This is a genomic window from Rhodopirellula maiorica SM1 (genome assembly GCF_000346295.1).
Taxonomy (GTDB): domain Bacteria; phylum Planctomycetota; class Planctomycetia; order Pirellulales; family Pirellulaceae; genus Novipirellula; species Novipirellula maiorica.
Genome location: NZ_ANOG01000928.1, coordinates 1 through 20,466 on the forward strand (window position 1 = coordinate 1; position 20,466 = coordinate 20,466).

The window sequence follows — 20,466 nt, forward strand, 5'->3', positions numbered from 1 at the left end:
TATCAAACACGGCTCGGCAGCAATGGGACGCGGCTTTCCGGCGGTCAGATGCAGCGGATTGCCTTGGCACGTGCTTTCCTTCGCAACCCCGACATCTTGATCCTCGATGAAGCGACAAGCCAGATTGACTTGGAAAGTGAGCAACTGATTCACCAAGCGCTGGCGAAGTTCTTGGTCGATCGCACCGGAGTGATGATCACCCATCGCCACACTAGTTTGTCGATGGCAGACCGGATCGTGGTGATCGAAGCGGGACAGATTTCCGATTCGGGACGCCACGAAGAATTGATCACTCGCAATCGGTTCTATCAAAGTCTATGTGGCAGCGAGCAGCGAAAGGCAGCCTAGTTCGACACGATCCGATCCCGCATTTGCTTCCGTTGGCGATGGCCTTCGGTTGGCGGTTGTGCGGATCGTTCATTCCATCGGTCGCGAGCGTGGTCGAAAATAGGTTCGGTTACGTACCCGAACGAAACCCACACGCCGGGTGAATTTTATAGCGGAGCGGCGCGAGCCCAATGGCATCTACTTTGGTAACCATTGGGGGGCTCAAGTAGTGGGATTCGCCAGAATTCCCATCTTTGCTGTTGAAACACCAGGAACTCTGGCGAGTCCCACTACCAAATTAGATGGCATTGGGCGCGAGCCGCCCGGTGAAAATCGAACGGTTTACTCGCTGCAACCGGGCGGCTTGCGCCGCACCGCTATCCAAAGTAGATGGACGTCGCACGCCGCGTGCTAGAAACCGCCTGAGAACGGATCGTCCATCGGTGCTCCTCCGCCAAACGGATCGCTGTCCGCGGCGCCGCCACCAACATCAAAGATGTTGCCACCGTCATCCGCAGGGGCCGCCGCGTCCATGGCTGCAGGAGCCGCAGGATCTCCTTGGTCGGCACCGGCGAAGGCGTCGTCGGATTCGAGTTTCGCTTCGCCTGTGGCTAATTCGACATCGTCGGCGAAGGGATTTTCGGCCGTAGGAGGAATGGGCGGCGGAGTGACCGCGTTTCGCGGAGCGGATGCGGTTGCCGGGGGAGCTGCTGCTGCGGCGGCGCTCTCAATTTCGCCATATCGCTGCTGCGAACGGCTCGCGGCTGTCGCCATCAATTCCAAACGTGCGGTCTGGCGAATCTGTTCCAATTTCAAACGCTCGGCGCCTTGAAAACGGGCCAACGAGCGACCGATCGATGGGTTGCTGCCTAGCCGGGCTTCGAGTTCCGCCCCTTGACGCCAATCCGCTTCGGCTTGGGGCGAATTTCCAAGAGAATTGGCGACTAGACCACGAAAGTAATAGGCGCGTGGGTCTTTGATGCCATTATCGATGGCCATCGACAGGAACCTGTTGGCATCGTCGTAACGGCCGGCATAAAAGGAGTGCACTCCTCGACCGTACATTTCGGACAAAATCGGGTTCTGGGCGTTGGCTGATGGAGAATCAGTCAGCAGGCAAAATGAGCCTGCGGCAACCAGAACCGCGCTGAGTAACGTCTTTTTCATCGGGCGTGCTCCCCGTGTGGAGGGGTGGAGTGTTGTGCTAATCGTGAAGTATTTACCGAACATTATGCTCGCAAAGGATTTTGCGTCCTACAAACTCTAGTTGTCGCATCCAGCTCCGGCAAACGTTTTCTTTCGAGACATGCGGCGTCACACGATTAACGTTTTACGAAAAGGCCGACCTGTGACCCATGTACGGCCAAACGGCGGCATCCACTGATTGTAATCAATTTGTGGCTTAGGTAACTGAGCGAATCGAAATTACGCTGCTGCAGGGACCGGGGCGTTGCTGGGTTTGTCATCGATCGCTCGATCGGAATCGATTGCCTCTACCGCTCGGCGTAACACCGGATCGAGACTCAATCCGCCCTCGGGCTTCGTTTCGGCTCCGGTACCTTGCTTCTCAGAGGTCGATTCTTTGCTCCGTTTGTCACTCAATGCCCCTTTGTCACTTGATGCCCCGTCGTCGCTCGCGGGTTCCTCGTCGTGCAGTTGGATTTCCGATGCGGCAGCCAAGCTGGGGTAAGACGCCTCGCGCCACCGCTTGCTCAGTTTTTCAAGCGTATTTTCATCCAGACTCACCTCCATATCGGCATTCGGGCTGACACCCCATTCGTCCTCGGGTTGGGCGTCGATAACACGATGAATGTTTTTGCCGTTGGGGCGATAGTACCTCGCCACGGTGAGTCGCAGAGCGCTGCGTCCGTATTGAAGCGGCAAGATGTTTTGGACGGTTCCTTTGCCGTAGCTGCGAGTACCGACAACCACGGCCCGCTTGTGATCCTGCAGACAGGCCGCGACAATTTCGCTGGCACTCGCCGAATTTCCATCGATCAGCACGGCGACGGGTTTGTCAAGGTTGACCAAAGTGCCCGGTTGGGCGTCAAATTCGTCGTAAACCTTGCCGCCTCGAATTCGCGTCGAAACAATCCGTCCGCGATCGAGAAACATGTCACAGACGTTGACTGCCGCATACAGCAAGCCTCCGCTATTGCCTCGTAAATCGAGCACCAGTCCACGGAAATCATTGTTCAACCGCTCCAGCACGGTGCGCAATTCGCCGTCGGTCTTTTCCCCAAAGCTGGTCAAGCGGACATAGGCGATCGACGGATCGTCTTGCAAACGGTACACCCAATCGTTGTCTTCATCGCGATAGTCCCCAATCACCGATTCGAGTTCGATGGTGGATCGGTCGATCGACAGCGACAACTCTTGGGCGTCCCCGTCTTGATTGTCGCGGCGTACGACAACATAAACCACGGTACCAATCGGGCCTTTTAATCGAGCACTGACCTCTTTCAAACTCAGCCTGGCAACGTCTTCGCCATCAATTTTGACGATCTCGTCCCCAGGCATCATCCCCGCTCGAAGTGCAGGCGAACCGACTAAAGGGGTGACGATGCGGACGGGCTTGGTGATGTCGGGTTGCTCGACGTAGATACCGATTCCCGCAAATTCTTGACTCATGCTGTCTTGGAACGACGCGTAGGCATCCAGTGGAATGTATTCGCAATTCTGGTCCAGGATCGACGTCATGCCATTCATCGCGGCGGTCAGCAAACGCTCTTCGTCAATCGGATCGACATAGTGGTGATGGATCAAATCGAGTGCGTCTCCCACCAACATCGCCGGTTTTGCCCGTCGATGAGTCAAATAGCACAACAGCGAAAAACAAAACGTCAGCAGAATGATATTCAGATTGCGTGAAGGCATGCAGACGAAGCCCCGAGAGAATCAGCGAACGAAGAATCGATAAGTTTAACCGGCAGGTTAGGCCAAACGTTTGGCAGAGTGTGACCAGTCGAGGAAGGCGGTCAAAAAATGACACCTCTCCCGCTGTGCCTATTGTACCCGACAGCCGTATGGGATTCAGACAGGACTTATTGTATCGACCCACCGCAGATGATTTTGGCCTTTTTGTGCATGGGGCGGCGGCCAAAGGGGCGTCCGGCTTTGTCAACGTGGGGATATCGCAGGGATGCTGGCTAAACGCCCCCCATGAACGGGATCGGCAACAAGATGGCATGTTGTTGGATCCACGTCATCAGCCCGTCCCAGCTGGTGTACTGGGACAACTGCAAAAACGCCAAATAGGTTCCCACGACCGGCAGCATCAGCAGTCGTACACTCCATCGCGAGACGCGGGCCCACGTGCCGCTGGGTTCGGGTTTGCTTCGCGCCCGTCGCAGTGCCAAACCCTCGGCGATCCGAGCGGGCAAGATAAAGGCGACAAAGACGAGGCAAGGCAACCAGACGACTTCACGCGGAGTGGCTTCGATCTTCAGCAGGTACAGCGGAATCGGCATTAGCACCAATCCGATGACCATCGCAAGTAGCCAAGCCCACGGAGCACGACGAAAGTCGCGACGAATCGTGCGAACCGCAAACAAACCCCGCAGCCGGTTGACCGAGGCGAAATGAGCTTGCAGCATCGGCAGGTAGAGCAGCGAGATGCCGAGGCAAAAAATGCACACCGCACCAATCACTCCCGCAGCTCCTGGTTTGCCATTTCGGTTCGCAGCGATCAGCAACGTCGCCGGCGCGAGCCAGATCAATGTGCCCACAAAACCCCGCAGCCCCAGCCAGAAAAGACGTGGCAATTCAAACGCCGTCGTCATTTCCCACAACGAGTCCACTGCGGCGTGATACGTCCGCGGACGCCATGCTTGACGCAAGAAGCGTTTGGGTTGTGGCCACAAGTAGTGTTTGAGGGATCCGCCGCGAACCCAAGCCCAAAGTAGATAGCCGATCGCAAAGAAACAAGCGATCATCGCCATCATTCGCATCGAAGCGGCCTGGGCCGAACCCGGATCAATCAATTGGGCAACCGATTCCCAGTGAACCAGCAACTGGGTCGGCAATGATGCGAGGAAGATCGCCAAAGCAGCCAATCCCACTTTGCCTGCACGATGCAAATTCGGCAGCGACTCTGAAAATTTGGCTCCATTGGTCAGCCGCCCGGCAACGTCCAACAGGTAACCGAACGCAATCAATTGCAGCAGCGGGATCGCGGTCAACACCGCCAAGATCACGATCAGCGAAGCCAAAGAAAATGTGCCTGAGACCGACCATTTCAAAAAGGCCAAACCCCGTCGCAGCCGAGTTGGCTGAATCGATTCATCATCCGCGATCGAGGTGGTTGGAACTGGGGCTGCGGGAACTGAGGCGGTGGGGACTGAAGCGGCTGCCAACCCATCGCTATCGACTGGGGAATCCAGGGTTCCAGCGGCCAGAGTTCCAGATGCCAGCGATCCTGAGTCCAGCGATCCCGGGCTCTGGTCGTTCGTTTCATCGACAAGCGTTGCCGGTATCGGTATTTCGACTGCGTCCTGATCGACAAGCGATGCCACAATCAGATCGGGCTGGGTCTCGCGGGGCACGTCGTGCTGCAAATCGGTGTGGGAGGAAGATGGTCGAGCCACGATTGACGATCTCGATGAGCAATTGGGCTAGAGACGGATGCCGGGATTCCGTTCCGACTTCGATTCTATTCGCATCGGTTGCGGGGATCTTGGTCGCATCGCCATGGATTGAGGACCTTTTTCCTGAAAAACCCTGTGTCATTGCTAAAAGCCCTATATCGTTGCGTTTGTTTGGCTGAAACTCATGCGGCATACCGCGAGTCGCCCCGGTCGAGTTCGACCGCTCTGGCTTTTGTTTCGCTGTGAAGATCCAGTTTGGCATCCAGTTTGGCAGAGTGTGACGGTTTTAGCGGTCATGCCCGAATCGCACAGGCTCGGACAAGTCATTGGGGTGGTGCGGCCGATAGTTTCTAGCAAGGCGGTATGGATTCCGTCTCGAGCAGGTCGATGTGAATGTCGACCCTGAGCTTTGGATGCCCATCGCGCATGCTGCTCTTGAATTGTGAACGCACCCGGCGGAAGGAACTGCCTGATATGAAACATTTAGTTCGACGCGGCCGCATTGCCATCGCAGCTTTGATGCTCAGCGTTTCAGTGGGAACCGTATCCGCTGATTGGCACCAATTTTGGCATCAAGCGAGCATTGACTATCACCGCAACAATGCATGGCCCGATCCATTCCAAGAAATGGACGCTCGTCACGCGATCGCCCCATTTGAGGTGATGAAAAATAACGGATGGCGTCTGCACAACACGATTGGTCACGAATTGTTCCGATCTGGTGACGGCGCTCTCCTAGCCTCGGGGCATAATCGTGTTCATTGGATCGCAACTCAATCCCCCGAGTCGCGACGGAACATCTACGTTCTGCGTGGCAAGAGCGACGAAGAGACCGATGCTCGCGTCGCTTCGGTACAGCAGACCTTGGACGGTATCCAAACCGCGGGTGTCCGAACCAATGTCTTTGTGACCGACCGCGAGCCTGCCACGGCACCGGGTGCCTGGGCAACGAAGATCAATCGCAATTGGTTGCAGGTCCTGCCAGATCCGAAACTTCCTTCGGTTTCCGCATCGGGTGGTGCCACCGCGACCCAATAACCTTTGCGAGCAAACACTAGCTTTGCGAGCAAATTGGAAGAGCCACTTATCGCTTAATCATTGCTAGCGTTTAGTCAAAGACGGACTTTCTTTACAGGAAGTCCGTCTTTTTTATTGTCTTCTCATCAAATTGGTAAACGCAGTCAAGTTGCCGGGGGATTCGGGTCGATCCCTAAAAACGGAACCATTCGATTAAACCGCAAATTTGCTTGCCCAGACCATTTTGAAGTCTCCACTCCTATTCGAGGACTTCATCGGCATGCCTTCGGGAGAATTTCTCGTGAAACGATCAGCAAAAATTCAACGCGCACTGCTCTTCTCGCTTATTGCCGGTTCAGCCGTGAGCTTCTCGACGGGATGCTCGAACCAACGGCCGACGTTCGCGTCGATGAACCCATTTTCGCGATCGACGATCGATGCACCTAAAGCGGCCACCCCGTCGATGACCGAGTCGATCGCTTCGACCGCGACCGGTGCGAAAGACCAAGTCAGTGCCGTGGGCGTCTCGGCCAAAAACGCGATCGGCAAAACGACCAACGCGATCGCAGGTGTCTTTCGACGTGATTCGGAGAACGATGCCGAAGAGGCTTCGGAAACCGATCCACTGCGATTGACCGATGAACCGGCAACCGTGGGCCCCGAGGTGCTTGTCGCCAACGGACAACTATGGGAATCAACCGGCAACTTCCAAAAAGCGATGGAAAGCTACAACAAGGCGTTGGAAAAAACGCCCAACGATAGCGCCGCGTTGACCAGTATCGCGAGACTGCATTTCCGCCAAGGAAATCATGTCAAAGCGACTGAGTACTTCCAACTTGCGATCAAACAGAGCCCAGAGGATGCAGCCCTGTACAATGATCTGGGGTTAACCCTCAGCAAGACAGGGAACCATGACGAAGCGGCAAAAATGATCGCCAAGTCGCTTGAACTAGCTCCGGGGACATCACGTTATGCCAACAACTTGGCGAGCGTTTTGTTTGAATCCGACAAGAAGCAAGAAGCGTTGCAGGTGTTGATGCAGAACAACAAGCCAGCGGTTGCCAACTTCAACATGGCCTACCTGCACTACAGCAAGGGGCAAATGAACGAAGCTCGCGGTTTCTTGTCCGAAACCCTCAAATATGACGCTCAAGGCGCTAGCGATGCCGCAGTGAAGAAAGCGGTCGAACGCTCACGCGAAATGCTGGCACAGATCGACGCGTCACGCGGCGTAAATCCAGCTCAAGCAGCGGTCGAAAAGATTGCGGCTCAGACACCGAAGACACAAACGCCAATCGCGCAGACGGCGGGCACTCCGGCAGACGGTTCTGCCGCGGCTGCTGCTAATATCGCGGCTCGGGCCACGACGGATGTGCCTGCTGCAGCGGTCAGCTATCGACCAGCCGCGACCACTTGGGCACCAGCAACGTCGTCAACCGCAGCATCACCGGCCACCGCTGCAAGTGCGCCGGCCATGCCAAGCTATTCGACACCTAGTTTCCAACCAGCAACGTTAAGCGTCAATCCAAAAGCGACGCCCGAAGCAACGCCGGGTACGTGGCCAACCACTCCTGGGGCGGCCGCCAAACCTGCTGCCAAACCGGTTCAGCCTGCGGCAGAAAAACCAGCCGAGGGCGAAGCCAGCTCGTCAGCCGACTCCGGTTTCCAGCTGCCACACGGCTTCCAGTTTCCTGAATCGCACTGATGTTTGAACGCGGCATAGGCTTGCTAGCCCTGCCGTTCTCAAAAGCAAACATCGCCGCCCGTTATCGTGCCGCTTTAATCGCTTCGTGAATCGATCGTTTTGATCACGAAGCGATTCATGCAATTTTGACGTCCTCTGTGAAACGTCAATCGTGCATTTCTTCTTGCGGATACGGAACAGATAGATCGTGCAGCTCTGCCAACGCATTGGATGCCGCTCGTTGTTCGGCATCCTTTTTGTTATTGCCCCAAGCGGCTGGGAAGCTGCGATCTTCGATCACCGCAGAAATCAAGAATGCTTTGCGGTGATCAGGACCCGTTTCGCGGATCATCCGGTAAACGGGAGTGCTTGAAAGCTCTCGCTGTGCGTATTGTTGCAGCGTGCTTTTGAAATTGCTTGCGCCCTGGCTTTCCACGGCGACGCGGACTTCATCGGCAAGCCATTTCTTCAAGCGTTCGCGAATCACCTCGGGACCGCCATCCAGATAGACTGCGGCTACGATGGCTTCGAAAACGTCGCTGACGAGTGACTTGGGAAAGCTGCGATTGCGAGTCACGCCGCGTCCGACGATCAAGCAGCGATCCAGACCAAGGGCGCAGGCAATCTTTCCACACGAACGTCGGCTGACGACATAAGATTTGATCTTCGTCAAATCGCCTTCGTTGTATTCGGGATATTCCTCGTACAACCAGTGACAGACGGTCAACCCGAGCACCGAATCACCGAGAAACTCGAGTCGCTCGTTGCTTTCGAGTCGGTGAGATGCGCCCGAAGCATGCGTCAAAGCGGATAGCAACAACGATTCGTCTTTGAAACGATAGTCGATGATTTCCTGGCAAAGCCTCAGTTTCGATGCCTGATCACCTCCGTCGACACCATCCAGGTCGTCGACAAGGTTGATTTCAGCGGCATCGGAAACGGAATCAAATTCCGATGAATTCACGAATACACCCTGTTTGCTGTGTGACATTGGTTCCAATCACCGCAGCGAGTGCAAAAGGCCGAGAGAAATTGAGCTTGGTACGGCAGCCTACGAGTTCGGTTTTAGACGAGCGATGCTCGTCGCCGAATGAGGCTGCCCGCGGCTTCGTTCAATCGGACTTCTTGGACCTGCAGGTACCCTAGGAAACAGGAGCCTCGCGAAGGTCTCGTTCGACGCTGATTGGAATGGAGGACTACTCTCTGTCACACGCCGGTGATTGAATTCGGGCATTTTCGTTTTCGGGCCGCATTGCGACACCCTCGAAAATGGACTCAAGCACCGGTGTGTGACGAACTGGCCCAGTCTACCGAGTGGGATTCGGCTTTACCAGCGGAAAAAGTCCGGCGACAACGCAGGATGTCGCGAAACTCGCTCGATATGCCCGAATTCAGGGGGGGCTGCGAGCGGCGGAGCGACACTGGGGGCGGAGAATGCTAACCCAAAACTAGGGTGCCGAAACGGTTTGCCGATCCGCGCGTCCCGCATCGGCAATCACTTCGGCGTCGTCGATGACTAGGAAATGGCCGTGATCCGACGTCACGATGATGGCGGTGTCGTCCCATCCCTCGGTGCGTTGAACCCAGTTGACGAGGGTGTCAAAGGCGGCGTCGCCGCTGAGGACCGCGCCAATGCTGCTGTCCAAATTGTTGGCGTGGTTGGCCCAATCGACGTCCCCCGCTTCGACCATCAACCAGAAACCGTTTTCCGATTTTTCCAAGATTTTCAAAGCGGCTTCGGTCATGTCGGCAAGTGTCGGGTTCTCGTCGATATCGGCTTGGGAATACTTCTCGGTTCCCTTGGCATCAAAGGTAGGATTGAAGTTGCCGTCGGCGGTTTGATATGGCAAATGGCCGCCGGTGGCGCCATAGAATCCTAGGAACCGCGTTCCTTCGCGAATCGCCTGGTCGGCGCCTTTCATCAATCCCACGCGTCCGGCAACGCCTGGGGTTCGCTGGGCGACGGTGTACTTGCCGCCGTTTTTGCGATCGATCGCGTGCCGGTCGGATTCGTGAAAGTAACGATTGCCTTGGGCAAAGTTATCGCCTTGTGCTGCGTCCTTGTCTTTGCCTTCGCCCCAGCCACCGCTAATGATCACGTCGATGCCCTCGAGCGGTTTGTCGCGATGGGACGCCGATCGCAATCCCACCATGTCACGAGCAATGTCTTGATAGTCGTAGCGAGCCACGTTGTTTGCATAGGCTGCCGCAGGAGTCGCGTGACTCAGTGGAACATTCGAGACGACACCGATTTTGAATCCTTGCGGTTGCAATTCACGAGCGATCGGCACGATGTGTTCCCCATCAACCGTGTAGTTGATCGATCCGTTATAGGTTTTGACGCCCGCAGTCATGCTGACGGCGGAAGCGGCCGAGTCGGTGACGCTGTGCGGTTCGCTGCGATCCAAGCCAAGCAGATAGTCGCTGTTGCTTTGTTCAAGCCATGGGTAGGCGCCGCCTCGTTTGGCGTTGTATCCACCGGACGCGTCACTGCCGCCGCCAAGCACGACTTGCGAATTGACATCGAATTTCGTGCCACCTAGTCGTGGGCTCGTACAAAAGAATCCGAAGTCGGTTTTCGTGCCGCGGTAATTCTGAATCGACAGGACATCGCCGCGGCCGGTGTCGTAACTGACTTTTCCTGATTTGTAGATGGCTGCCGCGCGTGTGGTCTGCCAATCCATACCATCAAATACGAACAAGATGATGTTTTTGCGACCTTGCTCGATGGCAATTTTCTGCAACCGATAGACATCGGTTTGGTCAAAGTAGGCGGCGGTGGGGTTCACGGTGGCTTTGGGGACGCTTCCATACAGTTTCTCTAAACGCGCCGGGTCGCTGTAGATGCTGCCTTCTTCGCGAAGCGGATCGAGCGTGATGCCAAACGTATAGATTGGAATCAACCGGTTGCTATGGTTCAGCCAAGTGCTGTAGCGGCTTGGGATGTGCCCCCAATGCCCCCACGAGGCGGATTGTTTTTTGATCGCTTCGGATTGCAGTTCACGCATCGAGTCGACTGGCGGAGATACCGGATCGGTAGATCGAGACGGAGTAGGCGATTTCGACGAAGCCTCAGCAGCGACGGCGACCGACACCACGGTGTCTTTGCCATAACACGCCTGAGTCAATCCAACGCTTGAAGTTGCAATCAAGGCAAAAGACAGGGGCAACAAGAAAAATCGCATGATTCAGATCGGATCAGAGTGAAGGGCGTGACGACAGCAAATAAGCGTGAGGATGGCAAGAAAGACCGAGTGACCATCGGTCGCTGCTGTTTTTGCACACAATACCTGCTGAGGGATCGTTTGTCAGATCCCTAACTTTGATTCCGGAGCCTTGTTTAACAGAATCGTCATTTTTTCGACACGCAAACGCCACAAAAGCAGTGTGGAAAAGCCGAGGCCGATTCCCAGACTGCTCCATTGATAGAAGGTCAAGCCACCCGCTAGCCGTAGTTCGGGACGCCATAACTCGCTAAAAAATCGAAACGTCGCATAGGCGATCAGGTACAGCAGCATCCAGTGCCGAGTCCCGCATCCTTTGCGGATCCCGTACGCCGCTACGATGGCAAACAAGATATGGAAAGCAAGCTCGTACAATTGGGCGGGATGTCGCAGCAGTGATCCACCATCTTCGGCCGCTGAAAAACGCAGTCCCCAGTTCTGGTTCGTTGCCACCCCGTAGCAACAACCATACAGCAGACATCCGATGCGGCCGATCGCGATCGAAATGGCGACTGGAATTACAAACGTGTCTCCGGTGGAAATTCGAACATAGAATGTCCACTTGGCAAACTCGACTCCTAGATAACCGCCTGCCAATCCCCACAGCACCGTTTTGCCATCGTTGAACCACAGATCCAACGGGTTGCCACCGGCAAAAGTGCCCGCCAGCATGAATGGCAACTTCGCCGCGACCGTCGCGCCCACCAAGCCGCCAACCAAAATCCCCACTCGCTGCGCAGTATCCAAATTCATGGACCGTTGGCGACGACGAATCCAGTAGGCTGCGATCGCTGCTGCCAATCCCATACAAACAGCGTAGGCGATTCGGGATTGGAACATGAAAGCCTATTTCTTCAGCGGCGGAAGCGTCAGGTGGCCGGGGCGATACAACGTATTGTAAGCACAGAAGGGCACCATGTGACCGCTCGGCAACACGTGATGCGTACAGCATTTCATCAGTTGACGAATGTCGAAATTGTAGGCATCTAGAAAACTTGTAATCGTGACCCGCATCAAATCTTTGGCGGTGGCTTGCTGCGACAGCACGCGGGCGACGAAGCGATCGAGTACCGGATCGACGTCTGCCGCCGCGAGGTCGATTTGGGATTGGGGGGACGATTCCGCAGGCCCAAGCGAGACAACGTCTCCGCAACCACAATCACTACCACAGTGCGACATCCGTTCCAAAAACAATTGGATGAGCTGTTGAGATCGCTCGGGCGTAAAACTGATGCCGCCGGCAATCAAGTCAAGGTTGTCGGCAACCGGAGCGATTTGATTCAGCGCCGCCAAGCGGTCTCCATCCCGCGCCGCCAACATGATTTGATGACAGTTCGGATGAGCACAGGGAAGTGGAGTGAAATCATGTTCGCGAATCATGTCCCCGCTGGCCTTGGCCAAACCTTGGATGACGTCTGGGAACGTCACGCGATCCTCTAGATCGGCGGGCAGCAGATGGCGGCCGCTGAACGTCGCTGGCTGCAGACTCAGTCCCGTCACATTGGGGCGCCCCAATGCCTCGGCCCATAATCACGGTAAAAATGCTCATCAAGCGGGGCGGTTAACGTCGACACCAACGTGACATTCAAATCCGCTTCGGCCAACCGATCTAGTGCTCGACGTTTGCTGTCGACGACGTCTTCGCCACGCACCCGGCGAACGGTCTCGCGATCCAGCCCGTCCCATTGGAAATAGATTTCGATGCGATCTCGGTTCTTTGCCAAACGCTCGACCAGCCCCGCGTCTTTGGCTAACCGCAATCCGTTGGTATTGATCATCACATAATCGATCGGCCGAGCGAGTGCCTCATCGACAACTCGTTCAAACTGAGGATGAAGCGTCGGTTCACCACCCGACAATTGACACACTTCGGCGTGCCCTTCGCATTCGATTAATCGATCCAACGCGGTAATGATGTCGTCGAGTGAATGATCTTTACCGGACGGTCCGCTTGATGCAAAACACATCGGACAGCTCAGGTTGCAACGGTCGGTCAGTTCCACCAATCCGATACAAGTGTGTTGCTCATGTTCTTCGCACAACCCACAATCGTGCGGACATCCTTTGGCCGATTCGGTGGATCGCACCAATGGCAAAACCGATGCGGTGTGCCCTTCGCCGCGATCCCACCACTTTACATCACTGCACACAAAATCCTCACGCACACCGTGCTGGGGACATCGTTTGCGAAAGTAAACGCGTTCGCCTCGCGTGATGATTTTCGTGGGCACGACGGCCATGCATTCAGGGCACAGCGAATCGGTGGTGCCGATCATGACGTGATTGGCACGTGGTCGAGGATCAATCGCCGAGATCGCGGATTTTGAAAGCGGGGTAACGGAGCGGTTGATCATTCGCTGGCACTTTCGCGTCGAGCTGTCATCGCGTCGTGATGAGCACGTGCGGCATAGCGAGAACGTATCATGGCGGCAATGCTGATGATGGTTAATGTAAAACTGCCGATCACCGAGATGCTAAGTCCGACCATGGTTGGACCATAGCCAGCATTACCGATCGTGATCATCGTTACAAAACCGCCAGCGGTACATACCGGCAAAAACAAGACGAAAACGATTGGGGTTAGCAGCAGAGGCAACACCCATTTCCACGGCATTTGCACGGTCACGCCTCGCAGCAACGAAACGACAACCCACAGCGATGCAAATCCCAGCACGCTCAGCATCAGGATCATCATGATTGGGGAATTGCCCATCGCAGCGCCGCTAAACAGCGCGATCATCAGCACGATTCCCCCGATCACGCCCACCGCCGCGACCGAGCTCATTCCACCGACAAACTGTACCGGCCCCGTTTCGGGCAACGTCAACGGTTCGGCTGGTTCGGCGGTTTCGGCAGGCGGTTGATAGGGATTTTCCATTATGCAGTCGCTGTGCCGTTTGGTGCCGTTTTATTTATTCCCGATCGCGATCAGGTATTCTTGGCGGTCTTCGCCCACTCCGATTCCGGTCCGTATCAGCAAGCGATCGTCGATCGCGACGGGGGTGGCAAAGATCGAATCGCCCGACGGGTTCTCGGACAACAAATCAAACCGATTCGGAGTCGCCGCGACGACATAGATCATTCCCGCTTCGCTAGCGATATAGATCCTGTCCCCGACCAGCAGCGGCGAAGCGCTAATGCCCCCACCGAACAATCGCTTTTTCCACATTTCCGTTCCGTCGTGCGTTCGCCAACAATACAGCACGCCATTATCGGCCGCACCGAAAACATAGCCAGGGATCGCTAACAAGGACTGTTCGTAACATTGTACGGGATTCTCCCAAAGCACGTTGTGATTTCCTTTGCCGCTAACGCACCACGTTCCCGATTTGGGATTGCCACCGCTGACCATGAGGTGTTGTTGGTCGTCCCAGACCACCGTGCCGCAAATGGCTTCGGTCGCCGTATCGACACTCCATAGTTCTTTGCCATCGCGCGGGTTGTACGCACAAATCTTGTCCGCGCCGGCCAGCAGAATTTGTCGTCGCCCGGAAAGCGTCGTCACAATCGGCGAAGCAAAATTTAGGTTTTTAGGACGGCGGGTCTTCCAGACTGGTTTGCCGGTTCGCGAGTCCAACGCATACAGTCCGCTGTCTTCGCCATCGTACTCCGCAGCGATGATCACGAGATCGTCTTCGACAATCGGGCTGGCTCCGTACCCGAACTGAAACGCCTCGGGTGCAAAGTTGCTTACCTTCCGCTGCCACACTTCGCGTCCCTCGGTGGTCAAGGCTGTGACCCAAATGGCATCGTCGGTGTGAAAGGAAACGTACAGACGGGTGCCGTCAAATGCTGGGCTCGGTGATGCGTGGGAATTGTGCGGATGAATGCGTTGGGGCAGCGTGCCGCGATGGATTACCCATTGGTCCATCAGTCGCCCGTCGGATCGATTCAGTTTCAATACACTTTGCGTTTGCTTGTCGGAATCCGCGGTGGTTAGAAAAATCGAATCTTGGACCACAATCGGAGTCGAATGTCCTCGCCCTGGAATCTTGGTTCGCCATGCAACATCGCTTGCGGTGTCCACGTCCCAGCGAAGTGGCAGCTTGATATCGGTTGCGGCATGATTGTTGGCATCGGGCCCCCGCCATTGAGCCCACTCCTCAGCCACCCCGTCCTGGGCGATTAGTGAAACCAGAAACAGCATCGAGAGCGGAAGCAGAATGTGTTTCATTTTTTCCTCAGAAAAGGCACCGCGATTCGAAAAGCCGCGATTCGAAAAAGAAAGAAGTCAACGGTCGTGGTGATCAGAGACGGTCAGTTTAATGCATCGATCGAGACAGCTGAACGTGGTGCGACCTGCGGAAGTCGATTTTGCGTTACAATCACGCCTCGAACAAACAAAACAAGAATCTTTCTTTGCCGTCATACATCAAGATTTTTCGGAGATTTCAATGCGTGCTGGAATTTTGGGCGTCGGATTCATGGGCTGGATCCATTACTTGGCTTATCAACGATCCACCCAAGCCGAGTTGGTTGCGTTTGCCAGTCGCGACCCCAAGAAACGTAGCGGGGATTGGCGAGAGATCAAAGGAAACTTTGGGCCTCCGGGAGAACAGATCGATGTGAGTTCGCTGAACGTGGTTGAATCGTTGGATGCGATGTTAGAGGACGATTCGATTGATCTGATCGACATCTGTCTGCCGCCACATCTGCACGCCGATGCCATCCGCCGCTGTTTTCAAAGTGGCAAACGAGTGCTCTGTGAAAAACCGCTTGCGTTGGATGCGGTGACCGCTCAAGCACTGGCTGCCGAGGCAAAGCCGGGCCAATTGATGGTCGCTCATATTTTGCCGATCATGCCCGAGTTCAAAATTTTGGTCGATGCCGCAGGCGATGGGCGATGGGGCAAACCGATTGCTGGTCGCTTTAAACGCACGATCAGCCCGCCGGATTGGATTCCTGATTTTTATGATCGAGAAAAAGTGGGCGGCCCGCTGGTCGATTTGCAAGTCCACGACGCACATCTGATCCGGTTGCTGTTCGGGATGCCGGCCGCAGCTTCGTGTGCCAAGCAATGTAAGGACGGTACCCCCAAGTTTTACGAAACGGTATTCCAGTTCGAAGATCCGTCGTTGGTCGTTTCTGTGGGCGGAGGTGTGATCGATTCACCCGCGCGTGGATTTACTCACGGTTACGAAGTCAGCTTTGAAAAGGCGACGCTGCAGTTCGAATTCGCCGCCTATGCCGACGGCAGCACCGCTTCGATTCCGCTGACGATCATGAACGCCGATGGCTCGGTCGAGCGGCCCACGCTCGGTGATGGCGATCCGATTTCCGGTTTTGTCGAAGAGATCGATGCGGCAGCCAAAACGGTTTCTGGCTCGGACGTTTCACCAATCCTGGATGCAAAAACGGCTGCCGACGCCCTTTCGATTGTCGAAATGCAGCTCTAAGCATCGGCCCAAAATTTACTGTCGTCCACTGGCGATTGCGCCACGTAACGTTTGGTCGATGCTAAGCGGCAGATGATTTGAAGCGATGATGGTTTTGCTAGCACCCAAAATCTACTGTCAAATTCAAATCGCCCGTCTGTTTTGCTGCTTGGGCAATTGCAGGGATTGCGGCATAATGATTTCGCGACACGCGATTTCTCTGGCAATCCCTCACTTTTCCCAAGGACGGCAGACAGCATGGAGGCAATTTGGCCCGAACAGCCAGCGTTTGGTTTTGGCATCGATTCACTTAATCCCCACGCGCCGCGTGGGATCGAAGCGGTTGGGGGCCAGACCAAACGAGAGATTCGTGATCAAATCGTGCAGACCTGTCCGCAAGTTCCCGGCGTGTATGGGATGCTCAGCCGCAAAGGCGACTTGATCTATGTTGGCAAGAGCAAATCGCTTCGTTCGCGATTGCTCAGCTACTTTGCTGATTCCAACAAGGATGAAAAGGGCGGCCGGATTATCGAGAACACGCGAGCGATTCAGTGGGAAACCCAGCCGAGTGATTTTGCCGCGTTGGTTCGTGAACAACAATTGATCCGCCGTTTCTCGCCACGCTGGAATGTCCAGGGCGTGCCAAAGCGACAACGTCCCGTCTATCTGTGCCTGGGGCGTGTGCCAGCGCCCTATTTCTTTTTGGCGGCCAAACCGCCGCAAGATTGTGTGGGAGTGGAGGGGCCTTTTTTCGGTGCCAAGCGGATGCAGCGAGCGATCGACGCGCTGAACAAAGTGTTTCGATTGCGAGATTGCAGCCAACAGCAAGTGTTTCATTTTGCCGAACAATTGCAGTTGTTTGATCTTGAACATCGGCCCGGTTGCTTGCGACTTGAACTCAATACCTGCTTGGGCCCTTGTGCTGCTGCCTGTACCGGTGACGCCTATCAGACGCAAGTCAATGCGGCCCAGAGTTTTTTGGAAGGCTTTAATGACGAGCCGATTGTCGCACTGCAGGACCAAATGGAAAGTGCTTCTGCGAACCAGCAATATGAATTGGCAGGGCGAGCCTATGAGACGCTGGCCTCAGTCAAGTACGTGCATCGCAAATTAGCGATGCTTGCCAAAGCACGTCGTGACTACACCTTTATCTATCCGGTTGCCGGTTACGATGGCTGTCACACTTGGTATTTGATTCATGGTGGCGAATTGGCGGCCGTCGCTGCGGCACCCAAGAATGCCGAACAGTACGCTAAGATGAAGCCGACGCTCGAGCACTGGAAAGCGATCACTGCGAATACGATCGATCGCGGCCATGGCGCGTATCCTCACACGCTAAACCTCGTTGCCACCTGGTTTCGCAAGAACCGGACCGAGCGACAACGGACGTTTCTACCCGAACAAGCCGGACGCAAGTACCGAGCCGTCCTCAAAAAAGTGGGATAGGCTTCCAGCCTGTCATCGCAACGCTGTATGCACTTTTTGTAGCGAAACTCGCAGAAAGTTTCGGCTTTGCCGCTCTCGCGGCCGAAAGTCTCTGCGATTTTCGCTACGGTTAATCGGCATTTTTTCCTATAGGATTTGTGCCGTTTTAACGTTGTTTTTTTCTTTTGTCCGCGACTAAGAATCAAACCAAAAATTGTGCAAACGGTATATCTACAAAATCGCTAGCGGATTGCGTTTCGACTCGAGCGTTCCCCGTGTTACGCCCAAGCGATTGGTCGCTTGCAGTCGCTTCCAAACCTCGCTGCCTGAGATCTCGCCACCGAGTAAGGCCTGATAAGTCTGGATCGTTTCTCGCGTTTCTTTTTCGTTTTCGTCCAACAATTCGATGCGAAACCACTGGACGCCTCGACCGATCAAATCGGCCACAATCTCCGACCCGCTTTGCGCCGTGGCATTGTACAGCGTGTTGCGGCAAGCGACGTCCGCTTGCAGCGGATGCTCGGCCCCGACACGGTCACGCAACTTCACCACGTGACGATCGCAGGGGCGGCCACAGTTTGTCTTGTTCGTTCCCGGTGACATCACGCTACAGAACACACAGTGCTCCATATGAAACATCGGCATGTGTTGATGCACGACGATTTCAAGGTCACTAGGAACCATGGAATTGACCAAGTCCATCAACTGGTCGCGATTCAAATCATAGGAACTGGTCACTCGCTGGACGCCCAAACCGAGTAGCCATTCCGCCGAGCGATGATTGGCAACATTCAGCGAGAAATCGGCTACGACCGGTTTCCCGGTGTCGGTCAAAAAGCGGACGGCGGCAAGATTTCGAGCCAAATAGAAATCGGGTTCATGGCGTCCCAGCACTCGCAAGAGTCCCATTTCGCCTGGTTTTTGCACTCGCACGCAAGCCAAACCAATCGTGGCGTTGTGTTGATGAGCCGTCGCAATTGCGTCTTTGTACTCTCGCACGTCGTGGAAATCAGCGTAGATCGTGCAGTCGTCGAATTGGCTGGCGATGGCAACTTGTTCCAAGTTGCGGCATAGGACAGCGAGGCGAGGCGAATCGTGGCTTTGTGTGGTTGCATCGCGATTCAGCGGCGCTAGCATGCTTTGCCCGGCCGCGACATTAACCGTTCGCTCGGGATTCGATTCAAGCCGCGTGATCAATGCCTCGACCAAATCGCGACGAAGTTGGTTGAGCAACCCAACCGGAACCATCGGTCCACCATGAAGCTGTGCCGTGAAGCTTCTCAGATGAAACGGAGTGCCGCCTAGTCGTGCGACTTTCTCTCGCAGCATGGTCTCGTCGGCCGGATGCTTGTTGGCTTTTTCAAGCACCTGATCGCCGGCCACTTCCACCTTCAAACCACCGCCGGTCTTTGCCGACATTTTCAACACTTGGCCCACCGCCGCATGAACGTCGATGTCAATCTCTTGACGAACGACGGCATCGGCACGAGCGAAACTCTGACGCAATCGGCGGTTCAGTTTAGGATCGTCATTTTTAAACACGATGTCGTCGATATCGACGTCACGCCAATCAATCTCGCCGCGACCAAATCCGATCCACACTTCGTTGCCGGCTTTGGCCGATTCCATGCGGTCGTACTGCAAGTTTTTGATCGAATAGATGCGGCCGCCCTGCATCGTTTCCCCCGCGACCGCGATCGCCAAACCGTCGCCCAGTGCGACCGGTGACGCCAAGCGGACACGGATGCGGTTTTGGTCGAAATCCAATACCTTGCCGATTTCGATGCCTCGTTTGGATGACTGTTTACCCGGCACCAATCGTTTGTGGTCGTTGCCTTCGAGCCATCCGGGCGAGAAGCCTCGCGAAAACGACAGTTCCATCTCTTGACGATCGGTATCGTTAACGTGGACTTTGCCGGTGCGGATCGCATCATCGATTGCACGTCGGTAATGGCCCGTGATATTGGCGACATATTCAGGCGTTTTCAGTCGGCCTTCGATCTTCAGCGAGGCAACGCCTGCGTCGATCATGTCCGGGATTGCCGCGTAACCGGCTAAATCTTGTGGGCTGAGCAAATAGCGGACTTCCCCAAGATCGCGATCTTCACCGTCGCAAATTAGCTCGTACGGCAACCGACACGCCTGAGCACATTGGCCCCGGTTGGCGCTTCGTCCGCCCAGCGATTCGCTTGTCAAACATTGGCCAGAATAGGCCACGCACAAGGCGCCGTGGATAAAGACTTCGATTGGCATCTCGGTGGCCGAAGTGATCTTGCGAATTTCGGCAACCGACAACTCCCTCGCCAACACGACGCGGGACAGCCCCAAGTCGCGCGCGACCTCGATCGTTTCGGCGCTGGTCAAACTCATCTGCGTCGACGCATGGATTTCCAGCTGCTGGCAAATCGACCGCACGATTCGGGCGACGCCGAAATCTTGGACCAAAACGGCGTCCACCCCCGCTTCGGCGACACGCTCGATGACGTGGATCAGATCGGGCAATTCCGACGGGAACGCCAACGTGTTCATCGTTACATAGCCACGGACACCTCGGGTTCGCAGCCAACTCATCAATCCCGGCAGATCGTCCAGCCCAAAGTTGTGGGCACGAAAGCGGGCGTTAAATCCGCAGTCCAACCCAAAATAGATCGCATTGGCCCCATTTTCGACTGCCGCGCGGGCGCAGTCCCAATCGCCGGCGGGCGACAAAAGTTCGATTTCCGAGCTAACTTCTCTTGGCAATGTGTTCATGCAGCCAAGTATGACCACCAATCGCGATTTTGGGAAATGGATCGATCAGGAAATCAATTTTGGACCGCAGCACTGCC

The 20,466-nt window shown here is 55.4% G+C and carries 16 protein-coding genes; 5 read left to right on the top strand and 11 right to left on the bottom strand.

The window, feature by feature from the left end; translation table 11 throughout:
* The coding region (locus RMSM_RS29515) for an ATP-binding cassette domain-containing protein (protein WP_040770114.1) at window positions 1-348 on the top strand (348 nt) is incomplete at its 5' end.
* A gap of 390 nt (window positions 349-738) precedes the next feature.
* On the opposite strand, the gene RMSM_RS29520 is transcribed toward RMSM_RS29515, so the two are convergent.
* The 3 genes from RMSM_RS29520 to RMSM_RS29530 all read right to left on the bottom strand — a co-directional run bounded on the left by RMSM_RS29520 (window position 739) and on the right by RMSM_RS29530 (window position 4,913).
* A complete protein-coding gene (locus RMSM_RS29520; protein ID WP_008706044.1) occupies window positions 739-1,494 on the bottom strand; it encodes a tetratricopeptide repeat protein in 756 nt (251 codons plus the stop codon).
* A gap of 258 nt (window positions 1,495-1,752) precedes the next feature.
* Window positions 1,753-3,204: a S41 family peptidase gene (locus RMSM_RS29525; RefSeq protein ID WP_008706047.1), complete on the bottom strand. Its 1,452-nt coding sequence runs from the start codon at window positions 3,202-3,204 to the stop codon at window positions 1,753-1,755.
* A gap of 272 nt (window positions 3,205-3,476) precedes the next feature.
* Complete coding sequence (locus RMSM_RS29530; RefSeq protein WP_236622353.1) at window positions 3,477-4,913, bottom strand: DUF4013 domain-containing protein; 1,437 nt, start codon at window positions 4,911-4,913, stop codon at window positions 3,477-3,479.
* A gap of 474 nt (window positions 4,914-5,387) precedes the next feature.
* On the opposite strand from RMSM_RS29530, the gene RMSM_RS29540 reads away from it, so the two are divergent.
* The gene (locus RMSM_RS29540; protein ID WP_236622354.1) at window positions 5,388-5,951 is read left to right on the top strand and encodes a hypothetical protein; all 564 of its coding nucleotides are present in this window, start codon (window positions 5,388-5,390) and stop codon (window positions 5,949-5,951) included.
* A gap of 280 nt (window positions 5,952-6,231) precedes the next feature.
* The gene (locus RMSM_RS29545) at window positions 6,232-7,635 is read left to right on the top strand and encodes a tetratricopeptide repeat protein (RefSeq protein WP_236622355.1); all 1,404 of its coding nucleotides are present in this window, start codon (window positions 6,232-6,234) and stop codon (window positions 7,633-7,635) included.
* 145 nt (window positions 7,636-7,780) lie between these two features.
* On the opposite strand, the gene rnc is transcribed toward RMSM_RS29545, so the two are convergent.
* The 7 genes from rnc to RMSM_RS29575 all read right to left on the bottom strand — a co-directional run bounded on the left by rnc (window position 7,781) and on the right by RMSM_RS29575 (window position 15,012).
* Window positions 7,781-8,578 carry a ribonuclease III gene (rnc, locus tag RMSM_RS29550; protein WP_008706057.1) on the bottom strand — a complete coding sequence of 266 codons (798 nt, stop codon included), beginning with the start codon at window positions 8,576-8,578 and terminating at the stop codon, window positions 7,781-7,783.
* 484 nt (window positions 8,579-9,062) lie between these two features.
* Window positions 9,063-10,766 (bottom strand): alkaline phosphatase, encoded by a 1,704-nt coding sequence (locus tag RMSM_RS29555; protein WP_236622356.1) that lies wholly within the window; start codon window positions 10,764-10,766, stop codon window positions 9,063-9,065.
* Between the two features lie 156 nt (window positions 10,767-10,922).
* Window positions 10,923-11,678: a prolipoprotein diacylglyceryl transferase gene (locus tag RMSM_RS37520; RefSeq protein ID WP_008706062.1), complete on the bottom strand. Its 756-nt coding sequence runs from the start codon at window positions 11,676-11,678 to the stop codon at window positions 10,923-10,925.
* Between the two features lie 6 nt (window positions 11,679-11,684).
* Complete coding sequence (locus RMSM_RS39395) at window positions 11,685-12,353, bottom strand: hypothetical protein (protein ID WP_144058053.1); 669 nt, start codon at window positions 12,351-12,353, stop codon at window positions 11,685-11,687.
* Complete coding sequence (locus RMSM_RS39400) at window positions 12,335-13,192, bottom strand: radical SAM protein (RefSeq protein ID WP_008706065.1); 858 nt, start codon at window positions 13,190-13,192, stop codon at window positions 12,335-12,337. Before RMSM_RS39400 ends, RMSM_RS39395 begins: the two co-directional genes overlap by 19 nt.
* Window positions 13,189-13,716, bottom strand: coding sequence for a hypothetical protein (locus tag RMSM_RS29570; protein ID WP_008706067.1), 528 nt, complete (start codon window positions 13,714-13,716; stop codon window positions 13,189-13,191). The genes RMSM_RS39400 and RMSM_RS29570 overlap by 4 nt, the downstream gene beginning before the upstream one ends.
* 30 nt (window positions 13,717-13,746) lie before the next feature.
* Window positions 13,747-15,012 (bottom strand): outer membrane protein assembly factor BamB family protein, encoded by a 1,266-nt coding sequence (locus tag RMSM_RS29575; protein WP_008706069.1) that lies wholly within the window; start codon window positions 15,010-15,012, stop codon window positions 13,747-13,749.
* Window positions 15,013-15,232: 220 nt separating this feature from the next.
* Here RMSM_RS29575 and RMSM_RS29580 point away from each other — a divergent pair, with 220 nt between their 5' ends.
* Both RMSM_RS29580 and RMSM_RS29590 read left to right on the top strand, forming a co-directional pair.
* Window positions 15,233-16,234, top strand: coding sequence for a Gfo/Idh/MocA family protein (locus RMSM_RS29580; protein ID WP_040770131.1), 1,002 nt, complete (start codon window positions 15,233-15,235; stop codon window positions 16,232-16,234).
* A gap of 237 nt (window positions 16,235-16,471) precedes the next feature.
* The gene (locus RMSM_RS29590) at window positions 16,472-17,659 is read left to right on the top strand and encodes a GIY-YIG nuclease family protein (RefSeq protein ID WP_008706075.1); all 1,188 of its coding nucleotides are present in this window, start codon (window positions 16,472-16,474) and stop codon (window positions 17,657-17,659) included.
* A 210-nt stretch (window positions 17,660-17,869) separates the two neighbouring features.
* On the opposite strand, the gene RMSM_RS29595 is transcribed toward RMSM_RS29590, so the two are convergent.
* On the bottom strand, window positions 17,870-20,389 hold the full coding sequence (locus RMSM_RS29595; protein ID WP_008706077.1) for a U32 family peptidase: 2,520 nt from the start codon (window positions 20,387-20,389) through the stop codon (window positions 17,870-17,872).
* Between the last annotated feature and the right edge of the window lie 77 nt (window positions 20,390-20,466).

What these genes read in the sequence shown, in the direction of transcription:
- RMSM_RS29520 (WP_008706044.1), bottom strand. Translation starts at nt 1,494, where the DNA reads ATGAAAAAGACGTTACTCAGCGCGGTTCTGGTTGCCGCAGGCTCATTT.
- RMSM_RS29525 (WP_008706047.1), bottom strand. Translation starts at nt 3,204, where the DNA reads ATGCCTTCACGCAATCTGAATATCATTCTGCTGACGTTTTGTTTTTCG.
- RMSM_RS29540 (WP_236622354.1), top strand. Translation starts at nt 5,388, where the DNA reads ATGAAACATTTAGTTCGACGCGGCCGCATTGCCATCGCAGCTTTGATG.
- RMSM_RS37520 (WP_008706062.1), bottom strand. Translation starts at nt 11,678, where the DNA reads ATGTTCCAATCCCGAATCGCCTACGCTGTTTGTATGGGATTGGCAGCA.
- RMSM_RS39400 (WP_008706065.1), bottom strand. Translation starts at nt 13,192, where the DNA reads ATGATCAACCGCTCCGTTACCCCGCTTTCAAAATCCGCGATCTCGGCG.
- RMSM_RS29570 (WP_008706067.1), bottom strand. Translation starts at nt 13,716, where the DNA reads ATGGAAAATCCCTATCAACCGCCTGCCGAAACCGCCGAACCAGCCGAA.
- RMSM_RS29575 (WP_008706069.1), bottom strand. Translation starts at nt 15,012, where the DNA reads ATGAAACACATTCTGCTTCCGCTCTCGATGCTGTTTCTGGTTTCACTA.
- RMSM_RS29580 (WP_040770131.1), top strand. Translation starts at nt 15,233, where the DNA reads ATGCGTGCTGGAATTTTGGGCGTCGGATTCATGGGCTGGATCCATTAC.
- RMSM_RS29590 (WP_008706075.1), top strand. Translation starts at nt 16,472, where the DNA reads ATGGAGGCAATTTGGCCCGAACAGCCAGCGTTTGGTTTTGGCATCGAT.
- RMSM_RS29595 (WP_008706077.1), bottom strand. Translation starts at nt 20,389, where the DNA reads ATGAACACATTGCCAAGAGAAGTTAGCTCGGAAATCGAACTTTTGTCG.